Genomic DNA, 18,109 nt, shown 5'->3' on the forward strand with positions numbered 1-18,109 from the left:
CAGGCTTCCGCTGTCGCCGCGGGATAAGCCCGCACGAAGCAGGCATCGCTGTGCGGCAAGTCCATGACGAAGAAATGTGCCTTCTGTTCGATCCCGCCGATGACGACCACCGCCTCGCCGAAGTCGGCTTGGGCATGACGCGGCGGATGCGTCAGCGGCACGAACATCTCGCGGCCGCGCCGTTCGCGCTCCCGCATGTAGTCCTTCACGATCGTGTAACCGCCGCGGAACCCATGCTCGTCACGAAGCCGCTCGAAAACCCGCTTCGCCGTGTGCCGCTGCTTGCGATCGCCCTCCAGCCAGTCGTCGATGATCCCGGTGAACGCATCCAGCTTCGGCCGCTTCACGGGTGCAATTCGCCGATATCCGGGAGGAACAGAGAACGCCATCATCTTGGCTACGCTGTCGCGCGAGACGTCGAAATGACGCGCCGCCTCACGCTGGCTCATCCCATCGGCACAGGCCAGTCGAACCTTGCGATACAAGTCCACGGTGAAAATCCTCCCGCCCTCCCTGCCGCCAGAAAGGGTAAAGGTGGACGACTTTTACGCCGCCCGCAGCAGACTCACCCCGCCGCTACCGTGGCCGACTTTCTCACCGCCGTTCTCACATGGTCCGTCTGCGCGGCTGGTGCGAGGGGGCGGTGCGGATCGGTTTCGGAGCCTGTGAGGGTACGATCCTGCCCGCCCCGGAGCAGCCGGCATGAGCTGGCGCCGCCTGCCACGCGCGCCCGCACCGGGTGCGGAGGTCTGCGCGGCGGATGCGCCGCCGGATCGCGGCACGCTGGGGGTCGAGATCGACGGATTTCCGCTGCTTCTGGTGCGTCTTGAGGCGGGGCTGTTTTGCTATTTCAACGCCTGCCCGCATCAGGGCCTGCCGCTCGACTGGCGCGGCGGCGGCGCGCTCGGGCCATAAGGCGCGGTGCTGCGCTGCTCGAACCACGGGGCGGGGTTCGACGCGGCCACAGGGCAGGGCTGCGAGGGGTTGGGCGTGGGCTGCGCGTTGATCTCGGTGCCTGTCGTCCTTCGGGGTGACAAGGTCATTGTCGAGGACGATTGACCCTGCCACCGAACCGCTCGCGGTCCGTCTCTGGGCCGCCGACGCGCGGTGTTCCGATCCTGCGACCCGCACCAAAGCCCGTGCCAGAGGGGCGATCTGCGCGGATGTCAGACCGACGACGTTGATGAGGCCCCTGTCAGTGCCATAGATCGCGTGCTCTTCGCGCAGCCGCTGCATCGCCCGATCCCCAAGCGGCAGCAGCGAGAACATCCCCTTTTGCCGCCCGAGCGAGGCGAACCCACCCCCCGCGCCCTCGGCCTCCAATGCCGCGCCAAGTTCCGCGCGCAGCACGGCCACGCGTTGCCGCATCGCCTCGACCTCGCGGAGCCAGCCCTTCGGGGCGGCCAGAAGCGCGGCGGCCACGGCGGCACCATGCTCTGGCGGCATGGAGTAGCTGGCCCGCGCGATCCGCTCCGGCATCGGGCTGACCGGGACCAGCGCGGCCGCGTCCGGGCCGATGACCATCGCGGCACCGGTGCGGTCGCAATAAAGCCCCATGTTCTTGGAACAGCTCGCCGCGACCAGCACGGTCGGGTTCTCGTCGACCACCCGGCGCAGACCGGCGGCGTCGGCCTGCATCCCGTCGCCAAAGCCCTGATAGGCCATGTCGACCAATGGGATCACCCTGAGCCGCGCGCAAAAGGCCGAGACCTCGGCCCAGTCATCGGCGGCCATGTCGATGCCAGTCGGGTTGTGACAGCAGCCGTGCAGGATCACCACATCGCCGGGCCGCGCCGGGGCGAGATCCTCCAGCATCGCGCCAAGATCAAAGCCGGTGTCCTCCTCGCGCAGCCGGTAGGTCTCGAAACGCAACCCCGGCGCAGTCATCAGGGGTCGATGATTGACGTAACCCGGATCGCTCGACCAGACTGTGGCATCGGGCGTGGCCCGCGCCACCAGCTCGACCAAAAGCCGCAGCGCCCCGGTGCCGCCAACGCTCTGCATCGTGTGCTGGCGCGCCAGCCGCGCGGGGTCTTGCCCCAACAGAAGGTGCGCCATCCCCACGTTGAACGTCGCGTTGCCCACGAGCGCGCGGTAGGCCTTGGACGCGCCCGCCTCGGCCAGCCGCAGTTCAGCCTTGCGCACCGAGGCCAGCACCGGCGTGGTGCCGGTCTCGTCGCGGTACATGCCGACCACGAGGTCCATCCGCTCGGGCCGGGGATCGCCGCGAAAGGTGGAGATCAGGCTCCACAGCGGGTCGGGGCTGGCATGGGGCAGGTCTGCGAGCATTGGGCTCTCCTTGGTCCGAAGGGTCAGTGGCGGGTGGCGCGAAACACGCCGAAGGTGACGAGGGCGATGCCCGCGACGACAATGGGCGTCAGCGCCTCGCCCAAGAGTGGCACCGCGCCCAATGCGGCCAGTGCCGGAGCGAGCGAGCCGATGGCGGCGCAGCGGGCGGGCCCCAGACACGAGATCGCGGCGGCATAGGCGAGGCTCGCCAGCACGCCGACACCGAAGCCCTGCACCGCCACGAACGGCAGGATCTCGAACAGCGGGGCCTGCGCGATGCGCGTCTCGACCGCGCCCGCACCGATCAGCACCAGCAGCAGCGCCAGCGATGGCAGGCCGAGCAGCAGGGTGCAGCCCACGGGGTCGAGCCCGGCGCGGCGCAGGCCCAGCGTGTAGGCCCCCCAGAGCAGACTGGCGCAGAGCAGCAGCCCGGCTCCAGTGAGCACGGCCTCGTCGAGCGCACCTTGCCCCGCCACCAGCAGCAGCACGCCGCCAGAAATCAGCGCCAGCGCCCGCCCAAGGCCGGGGGTGATGCGGCGACGCTCGACCACGCGCAGCAACAGCGCCACTGACAGCGGCGTGGTGCCCGCAATCAGCGCTCCGACATGCGCCGCCGAGGTCAGCGCCCCGCCCATCGAGGCCAGAAAGAAGAACGGCAGCCCCGCGCCCGCGGCGATGAGTATCGCGTCGAATGGCCGGACCCGGCGCAGCGCCGCGATCCGCGATGGCAGCAGCGGCGCCAGCACGAGCACCGGCACGCCGAACCGGATCAGCGCCACATCCGCCGGGGCCAGCACCGACGCCCCGATCCCCCGGATCGACAGGGCAAACCCCGCCCAGATCGTCACCGCCACCGCGATGGCTGCGTATCCGAGCACGGCCGCGGCACCGGGAAGGGAACTGGGCGCGGAGTCGGACGGAGTGCCGGGCAGAGTGCCGGCGGCGGTGCGGGTGATCGGGGTGCTGCTCATGGGTCGCTCCTGCGGGCTTGGTCGCAGAATGGCGTGGTCTCGGCGCAACCGGATTGATGTCTCTGCCGTCGAAGGCAGCGATATTGGCAGAATCTGCCAGAAGGGTGCGCGAAATGGACGAAAAGGACCGGCAGATCATCGCCGCGCAGCAGGCGCATGGTCGGCTGACAAATCAGGAGCTGTCGCAAGAGGTGCACCTCTCGCCATCGCCCTGCCTGCGGCGGCTGCGGATGCTCGAGGATGCCGGCATCATCCGCGGCTATGCGGCGATCGTCGACGAGACCGCTTACGGCCTGCCAATCACCGCCTTCGTGCGGGTCCGGCTTGAGCGGCACAGCGAGGCAGCGGTGGGGATGTTCGAGCGCAAGGTGCGCGACATCGACGCGATCCTCGATTGCTACATGATGACCGGGGATGACGACTACCTGTTGCGGGTGCTGGTCTCGAGCCTGCAGGATTACGAGGTATTTGTGCGCCAGCAGCTGCACCAGATCGGCGGCATCGCCGCGATCGAAACCAGCTTTGCCTATGGCACCGTCAAGCGCGGCACCGTGTTCCCGCGCCTGGACTGAGCGCGACGGAGCAACCGCGATATCGACAAGCGGAGCGCGACAGGTATCGTCGCGAGGATCGCAAAGACGCCATCAGGGGGGCACCGATGATCCGCAGGACGACACCGCGGCCTCCGCGCAGGCCCGGCTCTGATGACGCGAGAGGTCATCGTCGTGGGCGCGGGCGTCATCGGGCTGTCGGTGGCGCTGGCCGCACAAGCGCGCAGGTTCAAGGTACGGGTCATCGACCGGACGGGTCCGGCGGCAGGCGCGAGCGTCGGCAACGCGGGAGCCTTTGCCTTTCCCGAGATCCTGCCGCTGGCCTCGTCCCGGATCCTTCGACAGGCACCGAAATGGCTGCTCGATCCCCTCGGCCCGCTCAGCGTGCCACCACGCCACGCGCATCGTATAGCGCCATGGATGTGGCGGTTCTGGCGGGCTTCGAGACCCGCACAGGTGCGGGCGTCGACCGAGGCCCAAGCGGCGCTGATGCGGCTGTCCCAAGAGGCGCTCGATCCGCATCTGGCGCGTACGGGGCTTGCCCATATGCTGCGCCGCGGCAGGCAGCTCCAGCTTTACGAAGGCGCGCGGGCGTTTCGGGCCTCTCTTCCGGGCTGGGCCGCGCGCGAGGCCGAGAGCATCGCGTTTTGCCATCTCGAAGGGGCCGAAATCGCGGAGTATCAACCGGGCCTCGCGCCGCGCTTCACCCATGCGACCTTCACCCCCGGCTGGTTTACGATCTCCGATCCCCGCGACTACACCCATGCCCTCGCCGAGCGGTTCCGGGCAACGGGCGGCGAGATCGAGATCACGGAGGCGCGCGCACTGATCCCCGGCGGGCTGCGCACCCAGGCGGGCGACCGCGTGGGCCGGGTGGTGATCGCGGCAGGCGCCTATTCGCACCGCTTGGCACGAACGGTGGGGGCGAAGATCCCTCTCGAAACCGAGCGGGGCTATAACACCACGCTGCCGCACGGCGCCTTCGATTTGCGGTTGCATCTGACCTTCGGCGGTCATGGCTTCGCGGTCTCATCGCTGGGCTCGGGCCTGCGGGTCGGTGGAGCTGGGCGGTCTCGACCTGCCGCCCAACTTCGCGCGGGCCGACGCGATGCTGAAAAAGGCGGCTGCCTTCCTGCCGGGGCTGAAAACCGAGGCAGGGTGGCAATGGATGGGCTTTCGCCCCTCGTTGCCCGACAGTCTTCCGGTGATCGGCGCGCTGCCGGGGCGGGACGCGGCGATCTGCGCCTTCGGTCACGGGCATCTGGGCCTCACGCAATCGGCGGGGACGGCGCGGATCGTGGCGGATCTTCTGGAGGGGCGCGCCCCCGCCATCGACCTCGCCCCCTTTGCGCCGCTGCGGTTTTCGTGACGTGCCCTAGCGCACGACACCGCCGGCCCCCGGCCCCTGATTGATCGCGTCACAAAAGATTTTTCCGAACGTCATCTTTCGCATAGGCTCCTCGATCAGAAGACCGGCACACAAGATGCCCGGATTCACAGGGAGGACGACACATGAAGACGATGACACTGCTCGCGCTCGCCACGGCGCTGCCTTCGATCGCGCTGGCCGAAAGCCACATGGAGGCCGGGAGCGTGCCGCTGAGCTACGGCGAGCGGCCCTTCTTTTTGATCGATGCGATGGAGGATGGCCCGCTCAAGGAACAGCTGATGTCCTGCCAGGGACAGATGCCCGAGCGCAGCGCCTTTTCCATCGGCCACCGCGGCGCGGCGATGATGCTGCCCGAGCACACGAAGCAGTCCTATGTCGCCGCCGCGCGTCAGGGGGCGGGCATCGTCGAATGCGACGTGACCTTCACAGCCGACAAGGAGCTGGTCTGCCGCCACGCGCAGAATGACCTCGCCACCACGACGAACATCCTCGTCACCGATCTGGCCGAAAAATGCACTACCGGCTTCACCGCCGCTGCGGGAGATGAGAGCGCCTCAGCCGAATGCCGAACCTCGGATCTGACGCTGGCCGAGTTCCGCGAGCTCAAGCCCAAGATGGACGCCTCGAACGCCAAGGCCACCACGGCCGAAGAGTTCCAGGGCGGCACGGCGGCCTGGCGCACCGAGCTTTATGTGCCCGGCGCCGAGGTGATGACCCACGCGGAATCGATCGCGCTCATCGACAGCCTTGGCGCGGACTTCACGCCCGAGCTGAAATCGGCCTCGGTCGAAATGCCCTATGACGGCTTCAGCCAGGAAGACTATGCGCAGAAGATGATTGACGAGTACAAGGACGCGGGCATCGATCCCTCCCGCGTCTGGGCGCAGAGCTTCAACCTCGACGACATCAAGTACTGGATCGAGAACGAGCCGGAATTCGGCGCGCAGGCCGTCTATCTCGATGACCGCTACGAGGCCGAGGATGACGACGAGGGGCTGATTGACCCGATGGACCCCTCGACCTTCAAGCCGACGATGCAGGAGCTCGCCGACATGGGCGTGAACTACATCGCGCCGCCGATGTGGATGCTGGTGACCACGAATGACGCGGGCGAGATCGTGCCCTCGGCCTATGCCGATGAGGCCAAGGCTGCCGGGCTCGACATCATCACCTGGACGCTGGAGCGCTCGGGCCCGCTCGCCTCCGGCGGCGGCTGGTACTTCCAGTCGGTGAGCGACGTGATCGACGACGATGGCGACACCTACGCCATGCTCGACGCGCTGGCGCAGGATGTGGGCGTGAAGGGCGTCTTCTCGGACTGGCCCGCGACGGTGACCTACTACGCCAACTGCATGGGGCTGTGAGCCAAGCCTGAGGGAGTCGGGGGCCGGAAGGCCCCCGGTTTCAGATATGCGGGATCACGAAATCGGGGATGATGCCCGCCCGGTCGATTGCCGCGGTCACGTCCGCGCCCGCCAGCGGCCCGTGATCGGTGACCAGCGCCGAGGCGAAGCCCATGGCGCGGGCCCCGAGGATGTCGGTATGCAGCGTGTCGCCCACCATCAGCACCTGTTCGGCTTCGGGCGCGGGATCGAGCCGCGACAGCGCCAGATCGAAGATCGCGCGGAAGGGCTTGCCATGGAATTCCGGCGTGCAGAGCCCGGCGTCCGCCAGCGCATGGGCGAAATGGCCCGGTTCCAGCGAGAGGCCGGTCTCGCGCGGGGCGACGAGGTCGGGGTTGCCGACGAAAACGGGGCGCGGGCGCGCCCGCAGGCTTGCCGCAAGCAGGCGCTGGCGCTCCACGCTCCAGCCATCCGAACCGACAAGCAGGAAGCCCTCGGCTTGATCATAGGCCGCCGCCTCGTCGAGCAGCAGATGGGCGTCGATCTTTTCGAACCCGCGCAGCCCGTGGCCCGGCCCGAGCATCACGCCCCAGCGGCGGCGCGGCGCATGGGCCAGCCGGGCGAGCAGGGCCTCGCGGCTGGTGACGATCTCGTCGGCGGTGAAATCGAAGCCGAGCGTCTCGAACCGCCGCAGCATCGCGCGCTTGGGGTATCCGGCGGAGTTCGACACCACCATGACCCGCTTGCCCCTGCCGCGCAGCTCGGCGATCCGCGCGGCGGCGCCGAGGATCGGCGTCTCTCCGACGTTGAGCACGCCGTAGGCATCGAACAGCACCGTGTCGAACCCCCCGGCGATGGCGCCCAGATGCGGCGCGCGGCCGAAGGCGCATCCCGGCGGGGCCTCGGGCAGGCGGTGGCGGATCGCCAGATAGGCGTCGAAGGCCGTGCGCCCGGTGGGGCGCGGGCGGCTCACAGGATCCGCCGCCGCAGCCAGGCCGAGACGATCTCGCCCAGGATCACCAGCCCGAGGATCGCCAGCAGCACGGTCGCCGCCTCGCGCCAGTTGAAGGTGTCGATCGCGCCTTGCAGGATGATGCCGATGCCGCCAGCGCCGACGAGGCCAAGCACGGTGGACTCGCGCAGGTTGATGTCCCAGCGCAGGATCGAGACCGCCCAGAATGTCGGTATGACCTGCGGCACGATGGCATAGGCGATCACCTTGAAGCGCGAGGCCCCCGTCGCCTCCAGCGCCTCGACCGGGCGCTTGTCGATCTCCTCGATTGCCTCGCCCAGCAGCTTTCCGACGAAGCCGATCGAGCGGAACATGATCGCCACGATCCCCGCGACGATGCCGGGGCCGAAGATGGCAACGAAGAGAAGCGCCCAGATGATGGTGTTGATCGAGCGCGAGGAGACGAGGATGAAGCGCCCGACCCAAAGCGTGGCGCGATTGGGCGTGGTGTTCTGCGCGGCGAGCCATGCCACGGGCAGCGACAGGATCACGGCGAAGGCGGTGGCGATGGTGGCGATGTTCACCGTCTCCCACAGCACCTTCAGGATCGCAGAGAGGTTCGACGGATCCGGCGGGATCATCCGCCCGAAGAGATCGCCCATCTGCTCGGGCGCATCCCAGACCCAGGCCCAGATCACCTCGATCGAGGTGATCGCCCAGGCGATGGCGAGCGCGGTCAGCGCGAAGACGGCATAGCGCTGCATCCGCTGCTTGAGCGAAAACCGGGTCCAGTCGTCGCGGCCGAGATCCGAAAGGGTCATATGCGTTTCCTGATCTGGCCCGACACGGCCTCGGACAGAAGGATCGCGCCGACGATGACCATGGTGATGGCGAGCGCGAAGTCATAGTCGTAGCGGCCAAAGGCATTGGCCAGGGTCGAGCCGATGCCGCCCGCGCCGACGATGCCGACCACCGCCGAGGCGCGCAGGTTGCTGTCGAGCTGGTAGATCGTCAGGCCCACCTGACGCGGCATGATCTGCGGCACCACGGCGTAGATCAGGGTCGACAGGTAAGGCGCCCCCGCCGCCCTCATCGCCTCGACCTGCCCGAAATCGATCTCCTCGATCCGCTCGGCCAGCATCTTGGCGACAAAGCCGATGGAATAGACGATCAGCGTCAGCACACCCGCCAGCGGGCCAAAGCCCACCGCCTTGACGAAGATGATCGCGACGATGACGGGATGGAAGCTGCGCGCGACAATGATGATGGCGCGGCCAAGGTAGAACACGGCCCTCGGCACCACGTTGCGCGCGGCCATGAAGGCGATGGGGATCGACAGCAGCACGCCGCCGAAGGTGGCGAGGATGGCGATCTTCAGGCTTTCGAGAAAGCCGTCGATCAGCAGGCCCGAGCGTTCGAAGCTCGGCGGGAAGGCCCCGCCGAAGATCCGGCCCGCCCGCTCGATCCCCTCGGCCACGCGGGGCCAGTCGATCGGCAGCGTGCCGAGCGTCCAGACCACGTAGAGGATCGCGCCGCCATAGGCGAGCCAGCGGATCACCGGGTTGGCGATGAAGCTCTTCTTGCGCCAGTGGTCGCGCATGGCGACAGCGCCCGAGGTGGCGCCGCCCGCGGCCCCGGCCGGCACATCGGGTCCGTCCATCCGGCCCGGGCTCATGACGCCTCCTTCAGCCCGCCCGCGCGGTCGGCGGCGGGGCTGCCGGAATAGATCCGGTCCATCGCCTCCTGATCGAGCGCGCCCGGCAGGTCGTCGAAGATGATCCTTCCATAGCGCATGCCGACGATGCGGTCGGTGTATTCCTTGGCCTCGTGGACGTTGTGGATGTTGATCAGCACCGGCAGCTTCAGCTCGCGCGAGAGGTCGCGCAACAGCCCCATGATCTGCTCGGAGGTCTTGGGGTCGAGCGAGGCCGTCGGCTCGTCGGCGAGCAGGATCTCGGGCTTTTGCATCAGCGCGCGGACCACGCCGACGCGCTGGCGCTCGCCGCCCGACAGCTCGTCGGCGCGCTTGTCGGCGTAATGCGCGATGCCCACGCGCTCCATCAGCTCAAAGGCGCGGCGGATGTCCTCCTTGGGGTAGCGGCGCATCAGCGCGGCCCATGTCGAGATGTAGCCCAGACGGCCCGATTGGACGTTCTCCATCACGGTGAGCCGGTCGACGAGGTTGAAGCCCTGGAACACCATGCCGATCTTGCGCCGCGCACGGCGCAGCTCGGCGCCGCGCAGATGCGTCAGCTCGGTGTCATTCAGCGTGATCGAACCCGATGTCGGCTCGACCAGCCGGTTGATGCAGCGCAGCAGCGTCGATTTGCCCGCGCCCGAGGAGCCGATGATCGACACCACGCTTTCGCCCTCGATGGTCAGGTCGAGATTCTTCAGGACCGGCTCGCCCTTGCCGTAACGCTTCACGAGATCCGTGATCTTCAGCATCGCATTCTCCTTGCGGCCCCCGGCGCGGCTGCGATCCGGGCCGGGGGCATCGGTCTCACTCGGCGGCGAGACCTTCGGGCGTGTATTCCACGCCGTTCGCGGCCTGGATCTGCCGGATCACCGCCCACTGGTCCTTGTAGGTGATGGGGATGAACTTGCTGACGCCGGTAAACTCCTCGCCCAGGGCCGTGCCCGAGAAATCATAGCTGAAGAAGGCCTCCTCGATCTTCTCCTTCAGCTCGGGCGCAAGGTCGTGCGCATAGGTGTAGGAGGTGGTCGGGAAGGGATCGCTCTCCCAGACGATGCGGACCTCCTCGGGGTCGTAGAGACCGCGCTCGGCCATGCGGTCGACCACCTCGGAGGCCACGGGAGCGGCGTCGTAATCGCCCGCGACGACACCGAGCATCGACTGGTCGTGGCTGCCCGAATAGGTCACCTCGTAATCCTCGTCCGGCACCACGCCGAGATCGGGGAACAGCGCGCGCGGCGCGAGGTTGCCCGAATTCGAGGTGGGCGAGGTATGCGCGATCCGCTTGCCCGCGAGATCGGCGGGCTCCTGGATGTCGCTGTCGGCCTGCGTGTAGAGCTGCAACTTGTAGCCGAACTGCCCATCCTCGGAGCCCATGATCGCGAAGGGCACGGCGCCCGCGAGGTTCACGGCATAGGGCGTCGGGCCGGTCGAGAAGCCCGCGATGTGCAGACGCCCCGAACGCATCGCCTCGACCTCGGCCGAGTTCGACTGCACCGCGAAGAACTGCACCTCCTTGCCGGTGACCTCCGAGAGGTGGTCGATGAAGGGCTCCCAGATGTCGGCATAGATCGCCGGGTCCTCGACCGGGGTATAGGCGAAGACCAGCGTGCCGGGGTCTTGCAGCGCGCTTTCGTCGGTCGGCGCATCGGCGACGAGATCGCCGTCGGCGTCGCAATACATCGGATCGAGCGTGCCGCGCTCGGGGCAGTCGTCCTGCGCCGTCGCCGCATGGGCCGAAAACGCGATGGCGGCGAGCGTCGCCGCGCCGAGAATGGTCGGGTGCTTGTGCATGTCGAGTGGTCTCCTCCCAAAGACAGTCCGCGGCATCGCTCCTCAACGGCGCCCCGGATCGCGAGGATCACAGCACTTCGGCTTTGACGGTGCAATGTTTTCTTGCCGCGGGCGCAATGGACCAGGGGTGTTTCGCGCGGCGATCCCATGTCGGAGGAGCCATCCCGTCGCGCGGATCGAAGAGGCGACGAAGCGGTATCGCCGAGGCGGCGAGACGCCCGATCGCTCAAGCCCGGTCGACGAAGCGCGACAGGTAGCGGCGCCTCGCGACCGGGCAACCGATCCGCCTCAGCCGCTCCACATGCGCGGCGAGAAGGGGCATTTCGCGCGCCGCCTGGGCCGGGGAAAGGGGGGCGGAGGGATAGGCAGGGCCGCCCGAAGACCCCGACAGCATCGCCGCCACCGGAAGCAGCGCGGTGTCGAAGGAGGCCGCTCTCCCGGCGAGCCGCCGGGCGATCTTGTCGGCCATGCCGCCCGGGGCCCGCCCGTCGGGGCGCATGGAGGCCCGGACCCTCGCTGCGTCAATCCGGGCAGGGCGATGCCCCGCCGCGAGCACACGGTCGATCAGCTCGCGGTCCTCGCGGCAGGGCAGGGGGCGAAACCCGCCCACCGCGCGGTAGACATCTCGCCGGATGCCCATGTTGGCCCCCCCGGCGGTGTTCAGCCCGATCGCATCAGGACCATCCCCCGACAGGAGAAGGGCCAGCTCCATCGACAGACGCATGTAGCTGTCCTCGATCTCGCCTCCGCGCCGGACCGTGCGGGCAAGGTCGGGCGGCAGGTCGTTGAGCGGCTCGATCCGGCCCAGCACCGCGGGGTGGCTTTCGAGCGCCCGCCGCATGGCGCCAAGCCAGCCCGGCATTGCCACGCAATCGGCATCGGTCGACAGCAGCGCCGTCGCCGCCGGGCTGTCGCGCAGGGCGAAGGCATGGCCCCACCGGCGGGCGCGGCCAACGCCGCCCGAGGGCAGCCAAACCTCGCTCAGAACAAGCGGCAACGCGTGATGCCGGGCGCGCTCACGGATGATCCCCGCCGTGTCGTCGCGGCTGTTGTTGACGCAGACATGGATGGCGCAGACCTCGCGGCCCTCCTGCGCGGCCAGCGCGTCGAGGCAGACGCCGATACGCTCCGCCTCGTTGCAGGCCGGTATGATCACCACCGCGCGCGCCGCCGCGACGGCGCGATGGTCGAAGATCTCCGGGCGCGGTCTCATCGCGGCGCCCGTGACAAATCGATGCGATATTGCGACGTGATCCGTGCAGGCCGAAAGGCGCGGCGGGACGCGGTTCGGAAGATGCCAAGCGCCTCCTGCCCTTCGAGCGGATTGCCGCTGGGCCCGAGCCAGGTCACGCAGACGAGATCGGCCATGGGCCAGCGCCGGTCGAGCTGATCGGCCAGCGCCTCCAACCCCGCGGGATCGAGGAAATAAAGGATTTCCGACAGCAAAAGCAGATCATATGCCCCCTCGGGCAGGGGGGCGGGCAGGAACAGGCGGTGGAACCGGCCGCGCGGCACCGCGCGCCGCGCGGCATGAAGCGCCGTCTCGACCGCGTCGACGCCGGTATAGGCCGCACAGCGCGGGGCGACATGCCGCGCCAGTTCCCCATTGCCGCAGCCCAGCTCCAGCGCCGAGCGATAGCGCGCGCGCGGCAGCGCAGCACAGGTCGCCCGGAACTTGGACTGCTCGTAGGCGCTGCTGCGAAAGCCCCATGGATCGTCGCCCCCGGCATAGATCCGGTCGAGCTTTTCGGACGGGACCGCCATCATGCCGCCGCCTCGAAGTAGATCTCGTCCCCGGTTTGGAAGGCCTTGAGAAAGGCCTGTGGCAGCACGAAGCCTTCTGGGTCGTCTTGCACGATCTTGCCGTGCTGGCTGCGGTGCGCGGCGATGGCGGCGGCCTTGGCATGGCGGGCGGCGGTGGTGTCAAAGCGGTACTCGACGAGGTGGGGCAGCCGCGCACGATAGTCCGGGTCGTGCCAGACCGACCAGACCGGATAGAACAGCAGCCGCAGCCCGCCGCGCCGCGCCGCGATGGTCGCGATTTCGGCGGTGGCCTCGTGGTCGCAATGCGGATCGGTTGGGGCGGGGGCGATCAGCACCCGCGCGCCTGCCGCCTCGGCCAGCGCGACCAGATCCTGCGCGATCTCCTCGAAGCGGGGCGAGAGGCCGGGCATGCTGGCATCCGGCAGGCCGAGCCGGGTGATGCAGGAAGGCTCGCCGCCAAGCGCCACGATCGCCGCGTCGAGCTCTTGCGCACGCAGTTGCGACAGCCGCGCGCGTGGCCACTCCCGCGATCCGGGATGCGAGGCGCCGCCGTCGGTCATGCAGACCACCCGCGCGCCCGGACCCTTGAAGGCCGCGGCCAGAAGCGCACCACAGCCCAGCGACTCGTCATCGGGATGCGGCGCGAGCACCAGCGGCGGGTGGCCTTCCGACAGATCCTCGAAGCTTGCGGCGCGCGTCCGGTCAGCCATCGAACCAGTCCTCGAAGGGCCGATCGCCCATGAGCAGAGCGCTTGCGACCTTGGCCGAAAAGGCATCGCGCGCGGCCTGTCGCATGTAGCAGGCGAGATCGCGGGCCATGCGGCCCACAGGGTCCGCCGCGTCGAACATCGACAGCCCGACCGAACGCTCGACCGCCGCGATGGCCTCCTGCCCGATCTCCTCGGTCAGAAGCCGCGTGGAAAGCGCGCGCACCGCCGCGGCCTCGGGATCGGCGGCGCCCTCAGGGCCCGATGCGATCTCCCCGGCGCGCAGGATCGCGGGCCATGCCGAGAGCACCCGCCCGGCGACGGGGCCAAGTCGTAACAGATGCGCTTCGGCCTCTTCTTGCCCCCGGGCGCGCAGCACGGCGGCGGCGCGGTCCAGAAGCCCGGAGGTTCCCCCGAGCGTCACCGCCGCGATGCGCCAGGTGCCGCCCAGAAAATGCGGCTCGCGCGTGTAGATGCCGGGCGGGCCGAGCGGCCGCCCGCGCAGCCCTTCGCAATCGAAGCCGCCGGAGCGGCTGTCCTGCATCCCCGACATGGTCCAGGCCGCCGGGTCATGGCGCGCCGTGTCGCTTGCATCGACGACGAAAAGCCGCTGCCCCTCGTCGCTGCGGGCCGACACGATGGCCCGATCGACATGGCCCAGCCCCGAGGCAAAGCGCTTGGCCCCCGAAAGCCGATCGCCCGAGGCGGTGACGGGCTGCGCCCCGTCCGCGCCCCAGACGCCGAACAGCAGCCCCGCCTCCATCCCGGCAAGGCTCTCCGCGCGCAGATCGGCATCCGCGTGGGTCTCGATGAGCTGGCGGGCGTTCACATGGCCTTCGAACAGGCGGCCAAGCGAAAGATCGGCGCTCGCGATCTGCCGCATGGCCTGGGCCGAGGCCTTCCAGCCCATCGCGCCAAAGAGACCCGCGCGCCGCAGCAGATCGACCGCCTGATCGAAATCCTCGCACGCCGCCTGAGACAGGCGGCCCCGCGTGGCCCGGTCGAGGGGATGATCGTTCGATGCGTGTGATGTCGAGGTCATATCCGGATTTCGTAACGCGCGCAGGTGCCCATCACCGCTAGGGCGACAACCGCCGGTCGCAAGGCGGGTTCCCGGCGGGCGGCGGGTCCGGGTGCTTTGTCCGCCGTGGCACACAGGATCGGGGGCCGGGAATTTCGGCTTGAGGCCACGCGCGAAAGCTCGATCGAACGGCGGCGCTCTGGTTCCGAGGCGCGCGCAGTGGGCGCGCGTCTCGCACCTCGGCGCAGGGGCAGGGACAGGACCGCACCGCCGCGGATCAGCGCAGCGGGGCTGGCCTGCCCCTGCCTTGCCTCAGGGCCGTACCGCGACCACCTCGATCTCGACCAGCCAGGCCGGGCTTGCCAGCCCCGCGACCTCGACCACCGAGCGCACCGGCAGGTTGGGCTGGTCCTCGGTGCCGAAGAACTGCGTGTAGCCCGCCATGAAGCCCGAGAAGTCCATCGCGCCGCCCTCTTCGGGCGCCACGAGGAAGGTCGTCATCTTCACCACGTCCGACAGGCTGAGATCGAGCCGTTCGAGATTGGCCTCGATGGTCTCCAGCACCGAGACGGTCTGCGCCTCGGTATCGCCGTAAGCCTCGCGGCTGCCCTGCTCGGCTTCCTCGTCCGTCACGCTCGGCACGGTGCCGCTGAGATAGACGAGCTGCGCCTCGGCGGGCAGCTCCACCGCCATGGAGATCGGGAAGTCGCTGTCGGGCAGGGGGTGGCGCTTGAGCTCCTGCGCCGACAGCGGGGCGGCGAGGGCGACGCCGAGCCCCGCCGCGATCAGGCCGCGCGCGATCATGGCCGCACCCCCGCCACATCCTCGGGCGTCGCCGCAATGCCGTCTTCGCCCTCGACATAGTCATTGCCGAAATGCGAGCGGATGTAGTTCGTCACCTCGGCCACCTGCTCGTCCGACAGTATGCTGCCGAGCGGCGGCATCGCCTTTTGCCCATGCACGATCACGTAGATCGGGTATTCGGGAAATTCGAGCATCTCATTGCCAGCCAGCGCCGGATACATGCCAGCACCCACCGCGCCCTCGCCTTCGGGCATGTGGCAGCCCGCGCAGACGGCCTCATAGACCGCCTCGCCGCCCTCCTGGGTCAGCCGTGCCGCATCGGCGAAATAGGCGAGATCGCCGTCCTCGGCCTCGAAGGTGCGGAAATCCTCGCGCTGGCCCGATCGCGCGATCTCGCCCGTCGCGGCGTCGGGCTTGGGCCGATCCTGCGCCACGAGGGGCAGTGCTGCGACGGCGAGGCCCGACAGGATTATCGTCAGGGAAAGCGGTTTCATTGCGTGTCTCCCGCGTTGGAGGTGGTGACCTGCGCGTGCAGCCGCTCGACCGCATCGAGCGCGGAGAGGATAGCGCCCTCCTGCCAGCCCGGCAGGTAGGAGATGTGCTCGCCCGCGAGCGCGATGCGGCCGTCGATCCGCGCGGCGGTCTCGTAATCGGCCTCGCGGTCCTGCCAGATGCCGTAGCAGCCCAGCACCCACGGCACCTTGTGCCAGACCACCGAGACGCCGTTCGAGAACTCTTCGGTGTATTGCGGATGGATGCGGCTGCCGTATTCCACCGCCCACTTGGTGCGCTCATCGGGCTGCATGGCGTTGAACTGGTAGGCCGTGGCCCCCCAGGCATAGCCGCCCAGAAGCACGCCGGGCCCGTCGCTGAAAAAGTCGTAGGGCGGGTAGGAGATCAGCGCGATCGGCAGGTCGGTATAGGTGATCCCGCCGTAGATATGCTCGTCCTGCTCCCAGAAGCGGCGCTTGAACTCGAGCCCGAACTTGGCCGAGCCCGCGTAATACATGCTGTCGATCACCGCCGCCTTGTCGCCCGACAGGTTGTGATCGATCTGGCCCAGGATCGAGAAGGGGATGGTGCAGATGCAGTAATCGCCGGTGCGGGTCTGCGTGCCGCCGCCTTCGAGATCCTCGTATTCGACCGTAACGCCGTTCTCGTCCTCGATCATCGAGAGCACCTTGGCGTTATAGGTGATCAGATCGCCCACCTCGCGCTCGAAGCCCTGGGCGATCATGTCCATGCCGCCCGCGGGCTGAAACATGGTCGACTGGTGATGCGTGGTCTCGGCCTCGACCAGCCAGGTCCAGAGGTCGGATTGCAGGATCCGGTCGAGCGAGATTGGCTCGGAAGGCTCGGGCGCCGCGTTCAACCCGCCACCGGGCCATTTGTCGTAGCCGCGATACTCCGAGGTGTGGTCGCTCTTCACATAGCGGTAGTTCTCGTCGAGCATCCCGTATTCGACGAGGCTGTCGAGCAGCTTCTGCTTGTCCTCCTCGGTCACCTCCTCGTCGAGCGCGCCCTGATCGGTCGCCTTGGCCAGAAGCTCGGAGATCTGGCCGCGGTAATCGGTGGCGATCTCGCGGAAGCGCTGCGGCTTGCCGTCGAAGGCCTCCGAGCGGTGCAGATAGGCGTTGTAGTTCTTCTGGATGAAGGGTTCGAGCTTCACGCCGAGGCGCTTGCAGTAGTCGAGCACCGCGTAGTGGTGATGCGGGATCCGCCACGGGCCGGGGTTGAGGTAGTTGCCCTCGGCGAACTCCACCTCCTGCGTGGCACCGCCAAGCTCGGTGTAGCTGTCGCCGCCGCGCAGCGTCCAGCAGCGGCCGCCCGCCTTCTCGCGATACTCGATGATCTCGACCTCGTAGCCCGCGGCGCGCATCTCCAGCGCGGCGGTCATGCCTGCGAGACCGGCGCCCAGGATCAGCACCTTGGCACCCTGCGGATCGCCCTCGAGCTTGATCGGGCCGGCGTAGTTTGACGCCTGCGCGTAGCCCAGCGTGGTCATCGCCTGATACATCGCAGTGGTCCCGGCGGCGAGGCCGACCATCTGCAACAGGCTGCGACGTGACATGCTCATCCCTGTCTCTCCCCGAATTGCCGACGCTTGGACCTCGCGCCGTCGTGAATGCAACGTGAACCCTAGCCCGGCATCGGGTGCCGGGTAGGGTGACCGGGGCTTTTTTTCGCCCTGCCGCCTTGATCCGCGCGCCGCCTGCGGGATTGGCGGGCAGTCATCCCGGTTGGCCGAGCTTTCGAATGACACTGCGCCGGATCGCCCCAATCGCGTCACAACCCCGACAGGTGGTTGGTCCCGGCACCCAATGAAGACTAGTCTCGTGAATGAGACCTTGCCCGGTCGCCGGTGACCGATGGGCGGATGGAGAGAGGAATGCGGTTTTTGCGCCGAAGCCTGAGCGGCCTGTTCCTCCTTGCGATGACGCTGGGGCTGCTCGCCCTTGCCGGGCAGATGCTCTGGTCCGCGGTCGAGGAACGGATGAACGCCGCCCCGCGCAGCTTTCCCCAGCAGGAGCGCGTGGCCGGGGTGCGCAGCCTTACCATCACGCCCGAGCGGACCCGGCCCGAGCTGATCGTCTTCGGCGAACTGCTGTCATCGCGCACGGTGGCCTTGCGTGCCTCGGTCGGCGGCATCGTGCAGGACGTGGCCGAGGCGATGGTCGAGGGCGGCGCGGTGACGGCGGGGGATCTTCTGTTGCAGATCGATCCGGCGGATGCCGAAAGCGCGCTGGCCCGTGCCCGGGTCGATCTCGAAGACGCGCTGTCCGAGGCGCGCGAGGCCGAGCGGGCGCTGGAGCTGGCGCGCGACGAG

At 68.5% G+C, this 18,109-nt stretch carries 16 protein-coding genes and 3 pseudogenes; 4 read left to right on the top strand and 15 right to left on the bottom strand.

Annotated features, from left to right (window positions below; translation table 11 throughout):
• From NHG85_RS06850 to NHG85_RS06860, 3 genes and pseudogenes are all read right to left on the bottom strand, one after another.
• Window positions 1-491 (bottom strand): annotated as a pseudogene (locus NHG85_RS06850) (IS21 family transposase); the annotation flags it as partial.
• A gap of 115 nt (window positions 492-606) precedes the next feature.
• Window positions 607-2,289 carry an aromatic amino acid transaminase gene (locus NHG85_RS06855; RefSeq protein WP_253331014.1) on the bottom strand — a complete coding sequence of 561 codons (1,683 nt, stop codon included), beginning with the start codon at window positions 2,287-2,289 and terminating at the stop codon, window positions 607-609.
• Window positions 2,290-2,312: 23 nt separating this feature from the next.
• Complete coding sequence (locus tag NHG85_RS06860; protein WP_253331016.1) at window positions 2,313-3,260, bottom strand: DMT family transporter; 948 nt, start codon at window positions 3,258-3,260, stop codon at window positions 2,313-2,315.
• Window positions 3,261-3,373: 113 nt separating this feature from the next.
• Between NHG85_RS06860 and NHG85_RS06865 the strand changes: the two genes are divergently transcribed.
• The 3 genes and pseudogenes from NHG85_RS06865 (at window position 3,374) to NHG85_RS06875 (ending at window position 6,565) form a co-directional block, all read left to right on the top strand.
• Window positions 3,374-3,832 carry an Lrp/AsnC family transcriptional regulator gene (locus NHG85_RS06865; RefSeq protein ID WP_253331018.1) on the top strand — a complete coding sequence of 153 codons (459 nt, stop codon included), beginning with the start codon at window positions 3,374-3,376 and terminating at the stop codon, window positions 3,830-3,832.
• Between the two features lie 132 nt (window positions 3,833-3,964).
• Window positions 3,965-5,180: pseudogene (locus NHG85_RS06870) on the top strand (NAD(P)/FAD-dependent oxidoreductase).
• A gap of 143 nt (window positions 5,181-5,323) precedes the next feature.
• Window positions 5,324-6,565, top strand: coding sequence for a glycerophosphodiester phosphodiesterase family protein (locus NHG85_RS06875; RefSeq protein ID WP_253331019.1), 1,242 nt, complete (start codon window positions 5,324-5,326; stop codon window positions 6,563-6,565).
• Between the two features lie 40 nt (window positions 6,566-6,605).
• Here NHG85_RS06875 and NHG85_RS06880 read toward each other — a convergent pair whose 3' ends face one another.
• From NHG85_RS06880 to NHG85_RS06935, 12 genes are all read right to left on the bottom strand, one after another.
• On the bottom strand, window positions 6,606-7,517 hold the full coding sequence (locus tag NHG85_RS06880) for an HAD-IIA family hydrolase (RefSeq protein WP_253331021.1): 912 nt from the start codon (window positions 7,515-7,517) through the stop codon (window positions 6,606-6,608).
• A complete protein-coding gene (phnE, locus tag NHG85_RS06885) occupies window positions 7,514-8,317 on the bottom strand; it encodes a phosphonate ABC transporter, permease protein PhnE (protein WP_253331023.1) in 804 nt (267 codons plus the stop codon). The genes NHG85_RS06880 and phnE (NHG85_RS06885) overlap by 4 nt, the downstream gene beginning before the upstream one ends.
• Complete coding sequence (phnE, locus tag NHG85_RS06890) at window positions 8,314-9,096, bottom strand: phosphonate ABC transporter, permease protein PhnE (RefSeq protein ID WP_253331040.1); 783 nt, start codon at window positions 9,094-9,096, stop codon at window positions 8,314-8,316. Before phnE (NHG85_RS06890) ends, phnE (NHG85_RS06885) begins: the two co-directional genes overlap by 4 nt.
• 71 nt (window positions 9,097-9,167) lie before the next feature.
• The gene (phnC, locus tag NHG85_RS06895; RefSeq protein ID WP_253331025.1) at window positions 9,168-9,944 is read right to left on the bottom strand and encodes a phosphonate ABC transporter ATP-binding protein; all 777 of its coding nucleotides are present in this window, start codon (window positions 9,942-9,944) and stop codon (window positions 9,168-9,170) included.
• 55 nt (window positions 9,945-9,999) lie between these two features.
• Window positions 10,000-10,986 carry a phosphate/phosphite/phosphonate ABC transporter substrate-binding protein gene (gene phnD, locus NHG85_RS06900; protein WP_253331027.1) on the bottom strand — a complete coding sequence of 329 codons (987 nt, stop codon included), beginning with the start codon at window positions 10,984-10,986 and terminating at the stop codon, window positions 10,000-10,002.
• 226 nt (window positions 10,987-11,212) lie between these two features.
• Window positions 11,213-12,199: a glycosyltransferase family 2 protein gene (locus NHG85_RS06905; RefSeq protein WP_253331028.1), complete on the bottom strand. Its 987-nt coding sequence runs from the start codon at window positions 12,197-12,199 to the stop codon at window positions 11,213-11,215.
• A complete protein-coding gene (locus NHG85_RS06910; RefSeq protein WP_253331030.1) occupies window positions 12,196-12,750 on the bottom strand; it encodes a class I SAM-dependent methyltransferase in 555 nt (184 codons plus the stop codon). Before NHG85_RS06910 ends, NHG85_RS06905 begins: the two co-directional genes overlap by 4 nt.
• Window positions 12,750-13,460, bottom strand: a complete 711-nt coding sequence (locus NHG85_RS06915) for a PIG-L deacetylase family protein (protein ID WP_253331032.1) — start codon at window positions 13,458-13,460, stop codon at window positions 12,750-12,752. The genes NHG85_RS06910 and NHG85_RS06915 overlap by 1 nt, the downstream gene beginning before the upstream one ends.
• Window positions 13,453-14,499 carry an acyl-CoA dehydrogenase family protein gene (locus NHG85_RS06920; protein ID WP_253331033.1) on the bottom strand — a complete coding sequence of 349 codons (1,047 nt, stop codon included), beginning with the start codon at window positions 14,497-14,499 and terminating at the stop codon, window positions 13,453-13,455. The genes NHG85_RS06915 and NHG85_RS06920 overlap by 8 nt, the downstream gene beginning before the upstream one ends.
• A gap of 291 nt (window positions 14,500-14,790) precedes the next feature.
• Complete coding sequence (locus NHG85_RS06925; protein ID WP_253331035.1) at window positions 14,791-15,282, bottom strand: RidA family protein; 492 nt, start codon at window positions 15,280-15,282, stop codon at window positions 14,791-14,793.
• Window positions 15,279-15,776: a c-type cytochrome gene (locus tag NHG85_RS06930; RefSeq protein ID WP_253331037.1), complete on the bottom strand. Its 498-nt coding sequence runs from the start codon at window positions 15,774-15,776 to the stop codon at window positions 15,279-15,281. Before NHG85_RS06930 ends, NHG85_RS06925 begins: the two co-directional genes overlap by 4 nt.
• Window positions 15,773-17,359 (bottom strand): flavin monoamine oxidase family protein, encoded by a 1,587-nt coding sequence (locus NHG85_RS06935; protein WP_253331038.1) that lies wholly within the window; start codon window positions 17,357-17,359, stop codon window positions 15,773-15,775. The genes NHG85_RS06930 and NHG85_RS06935 overlap by 4 nt, the downstream gene beginning before the upstream one ends.
• A gap of 312 nt (window positions 17,360-17,671) precedes the next feature.
• Here NHG85_RS06935 and NHG85_RS06940 point away from each other — a divergent pair.
• A pseudogene (locus NHG85_RS06940) lies at window positions 17,672-18,109 on the top strand (efflux RND transporter periplasmic adaptor subunit); the annotation flags it as partial.

The organism is Limimaricola litoreus (assembly GCF_024159025.1).
Taxonomy (GTDB): Bacteria; Pseudomonadota; Alphaproteobacteria; order Rhodobacterales; family Rhodobacteraceae; genus Limimaricola; species Limimaricola litoreus.

Excerpts from the sequence above, each read along its gene's own strand:
- phnE (WP_253331040.1), bottom strand. The coding sequence starts at position 9,096 with ATGCGCGACCACTGGCGCAAGAAGAGCTTCATCGCCAACCCGGTGATC.
- NHG85_RS06935 (WP_253331038.1), bottom strand. The coding sequence starts at position 17,359 with ATGAGCATGTCACGTCGCAGCCTGTTGCAGATGGTCGGCCTCGCCGCC.
- phnC (WP_253331025.1), bottom strand. The coding sequence starts at position 9,944 with ATGCTGAAGATCACGGATCTCGTGAAGCGTTACGGCAAGGGCGAGCCG.
- NHG85_RS06920 (WP_253331033.1), bottom strand. The coding sequence starts at position 14,499 with ATGACCTCGACATCACACGCATCGAACGATCATCCCCTCGACCGGGCC.
- phnE (WP_253331023.1), bottom strand. The coding sequence starts at position 8,317 with ATGACCCTTTCGGATCTCGGCCGCGACGACTGGACCCGGTTTTCGCTC.
- NHG85_RS06855 (WP_253331014.1), bottom strand. The coding sequence starts at position 2,289 with ATGCTCGCAGACCTGCCCCATGCCAGCCCCGACCCGCTGTGGAGCCTG.
- NHG85_RS06915 (WP_253331032.1), bottom strand. The coding sequence starts at position 13,460 with ATGGCTGACCGGACGCGCGCCGCAAGCTTCGAGGATCTGTCGGAAGGC.
- NHG85_RS06910 (WP_253331030.1), bottom strand. The coding sequence starts at position 12,750 with ATGGCGGTCCCGTCCGAAAAGCTCGACCGGATCTATGCCGGGGGCGAC.
- NHG85_RS06875 (WP_253331019.1), top strand. The coding sequence starts at position 5,324 with ATGAAGACGATGACACTGCTCGCGCTCGCCACGGCGCTGCCTTCGATC.
- NHG85_RS06925 (WP_253331035.1), bottom strand. The coding sequence starts at position 15,282 with ATGATCGCGCGCGGCCTGATCGCGGCGGGGCTCGGCGTCGCCCTCGCC.
- NHG85_RS06905 (WP_253331028.1), bottom strand. The coding sequence starts at position 12,199 with ATGAGACCGCGCCCGGAGATCTTCGACCATCGCGCCGTCGCGGCGGCG.
- NHG85_RS06930 (WP_253331037.1), bottom strand. The coding sequence starts at position 15,776 with ATGAAACCGCTTTCCCTGACGATAATCCTGTCGGGCCTCGCCGTCGCA.
- NHG85_RS06860 (WP_253331016.1), bottom strand. The coding sequence starts at position 3,260 with ATGAGCAGCACCCCGATCACCCGCACCGCCGCCGGCACTCTGCCCGGC.
- NHG85_RS06865 (WP_253331018.1), top strand. The coding sequence starts at position 3,374 with ATGGACGAAAAGGACCGGCAGATCATCGCCGCGCAGCAGGCGCATGGT.
- phnD (WP_253331027.1), bottom strand. The coding sequence starts at position 10,986 with ATGCACAAGCACCCGACCATTCTCGGCGCGGCGACGCTCGCCGCCATC.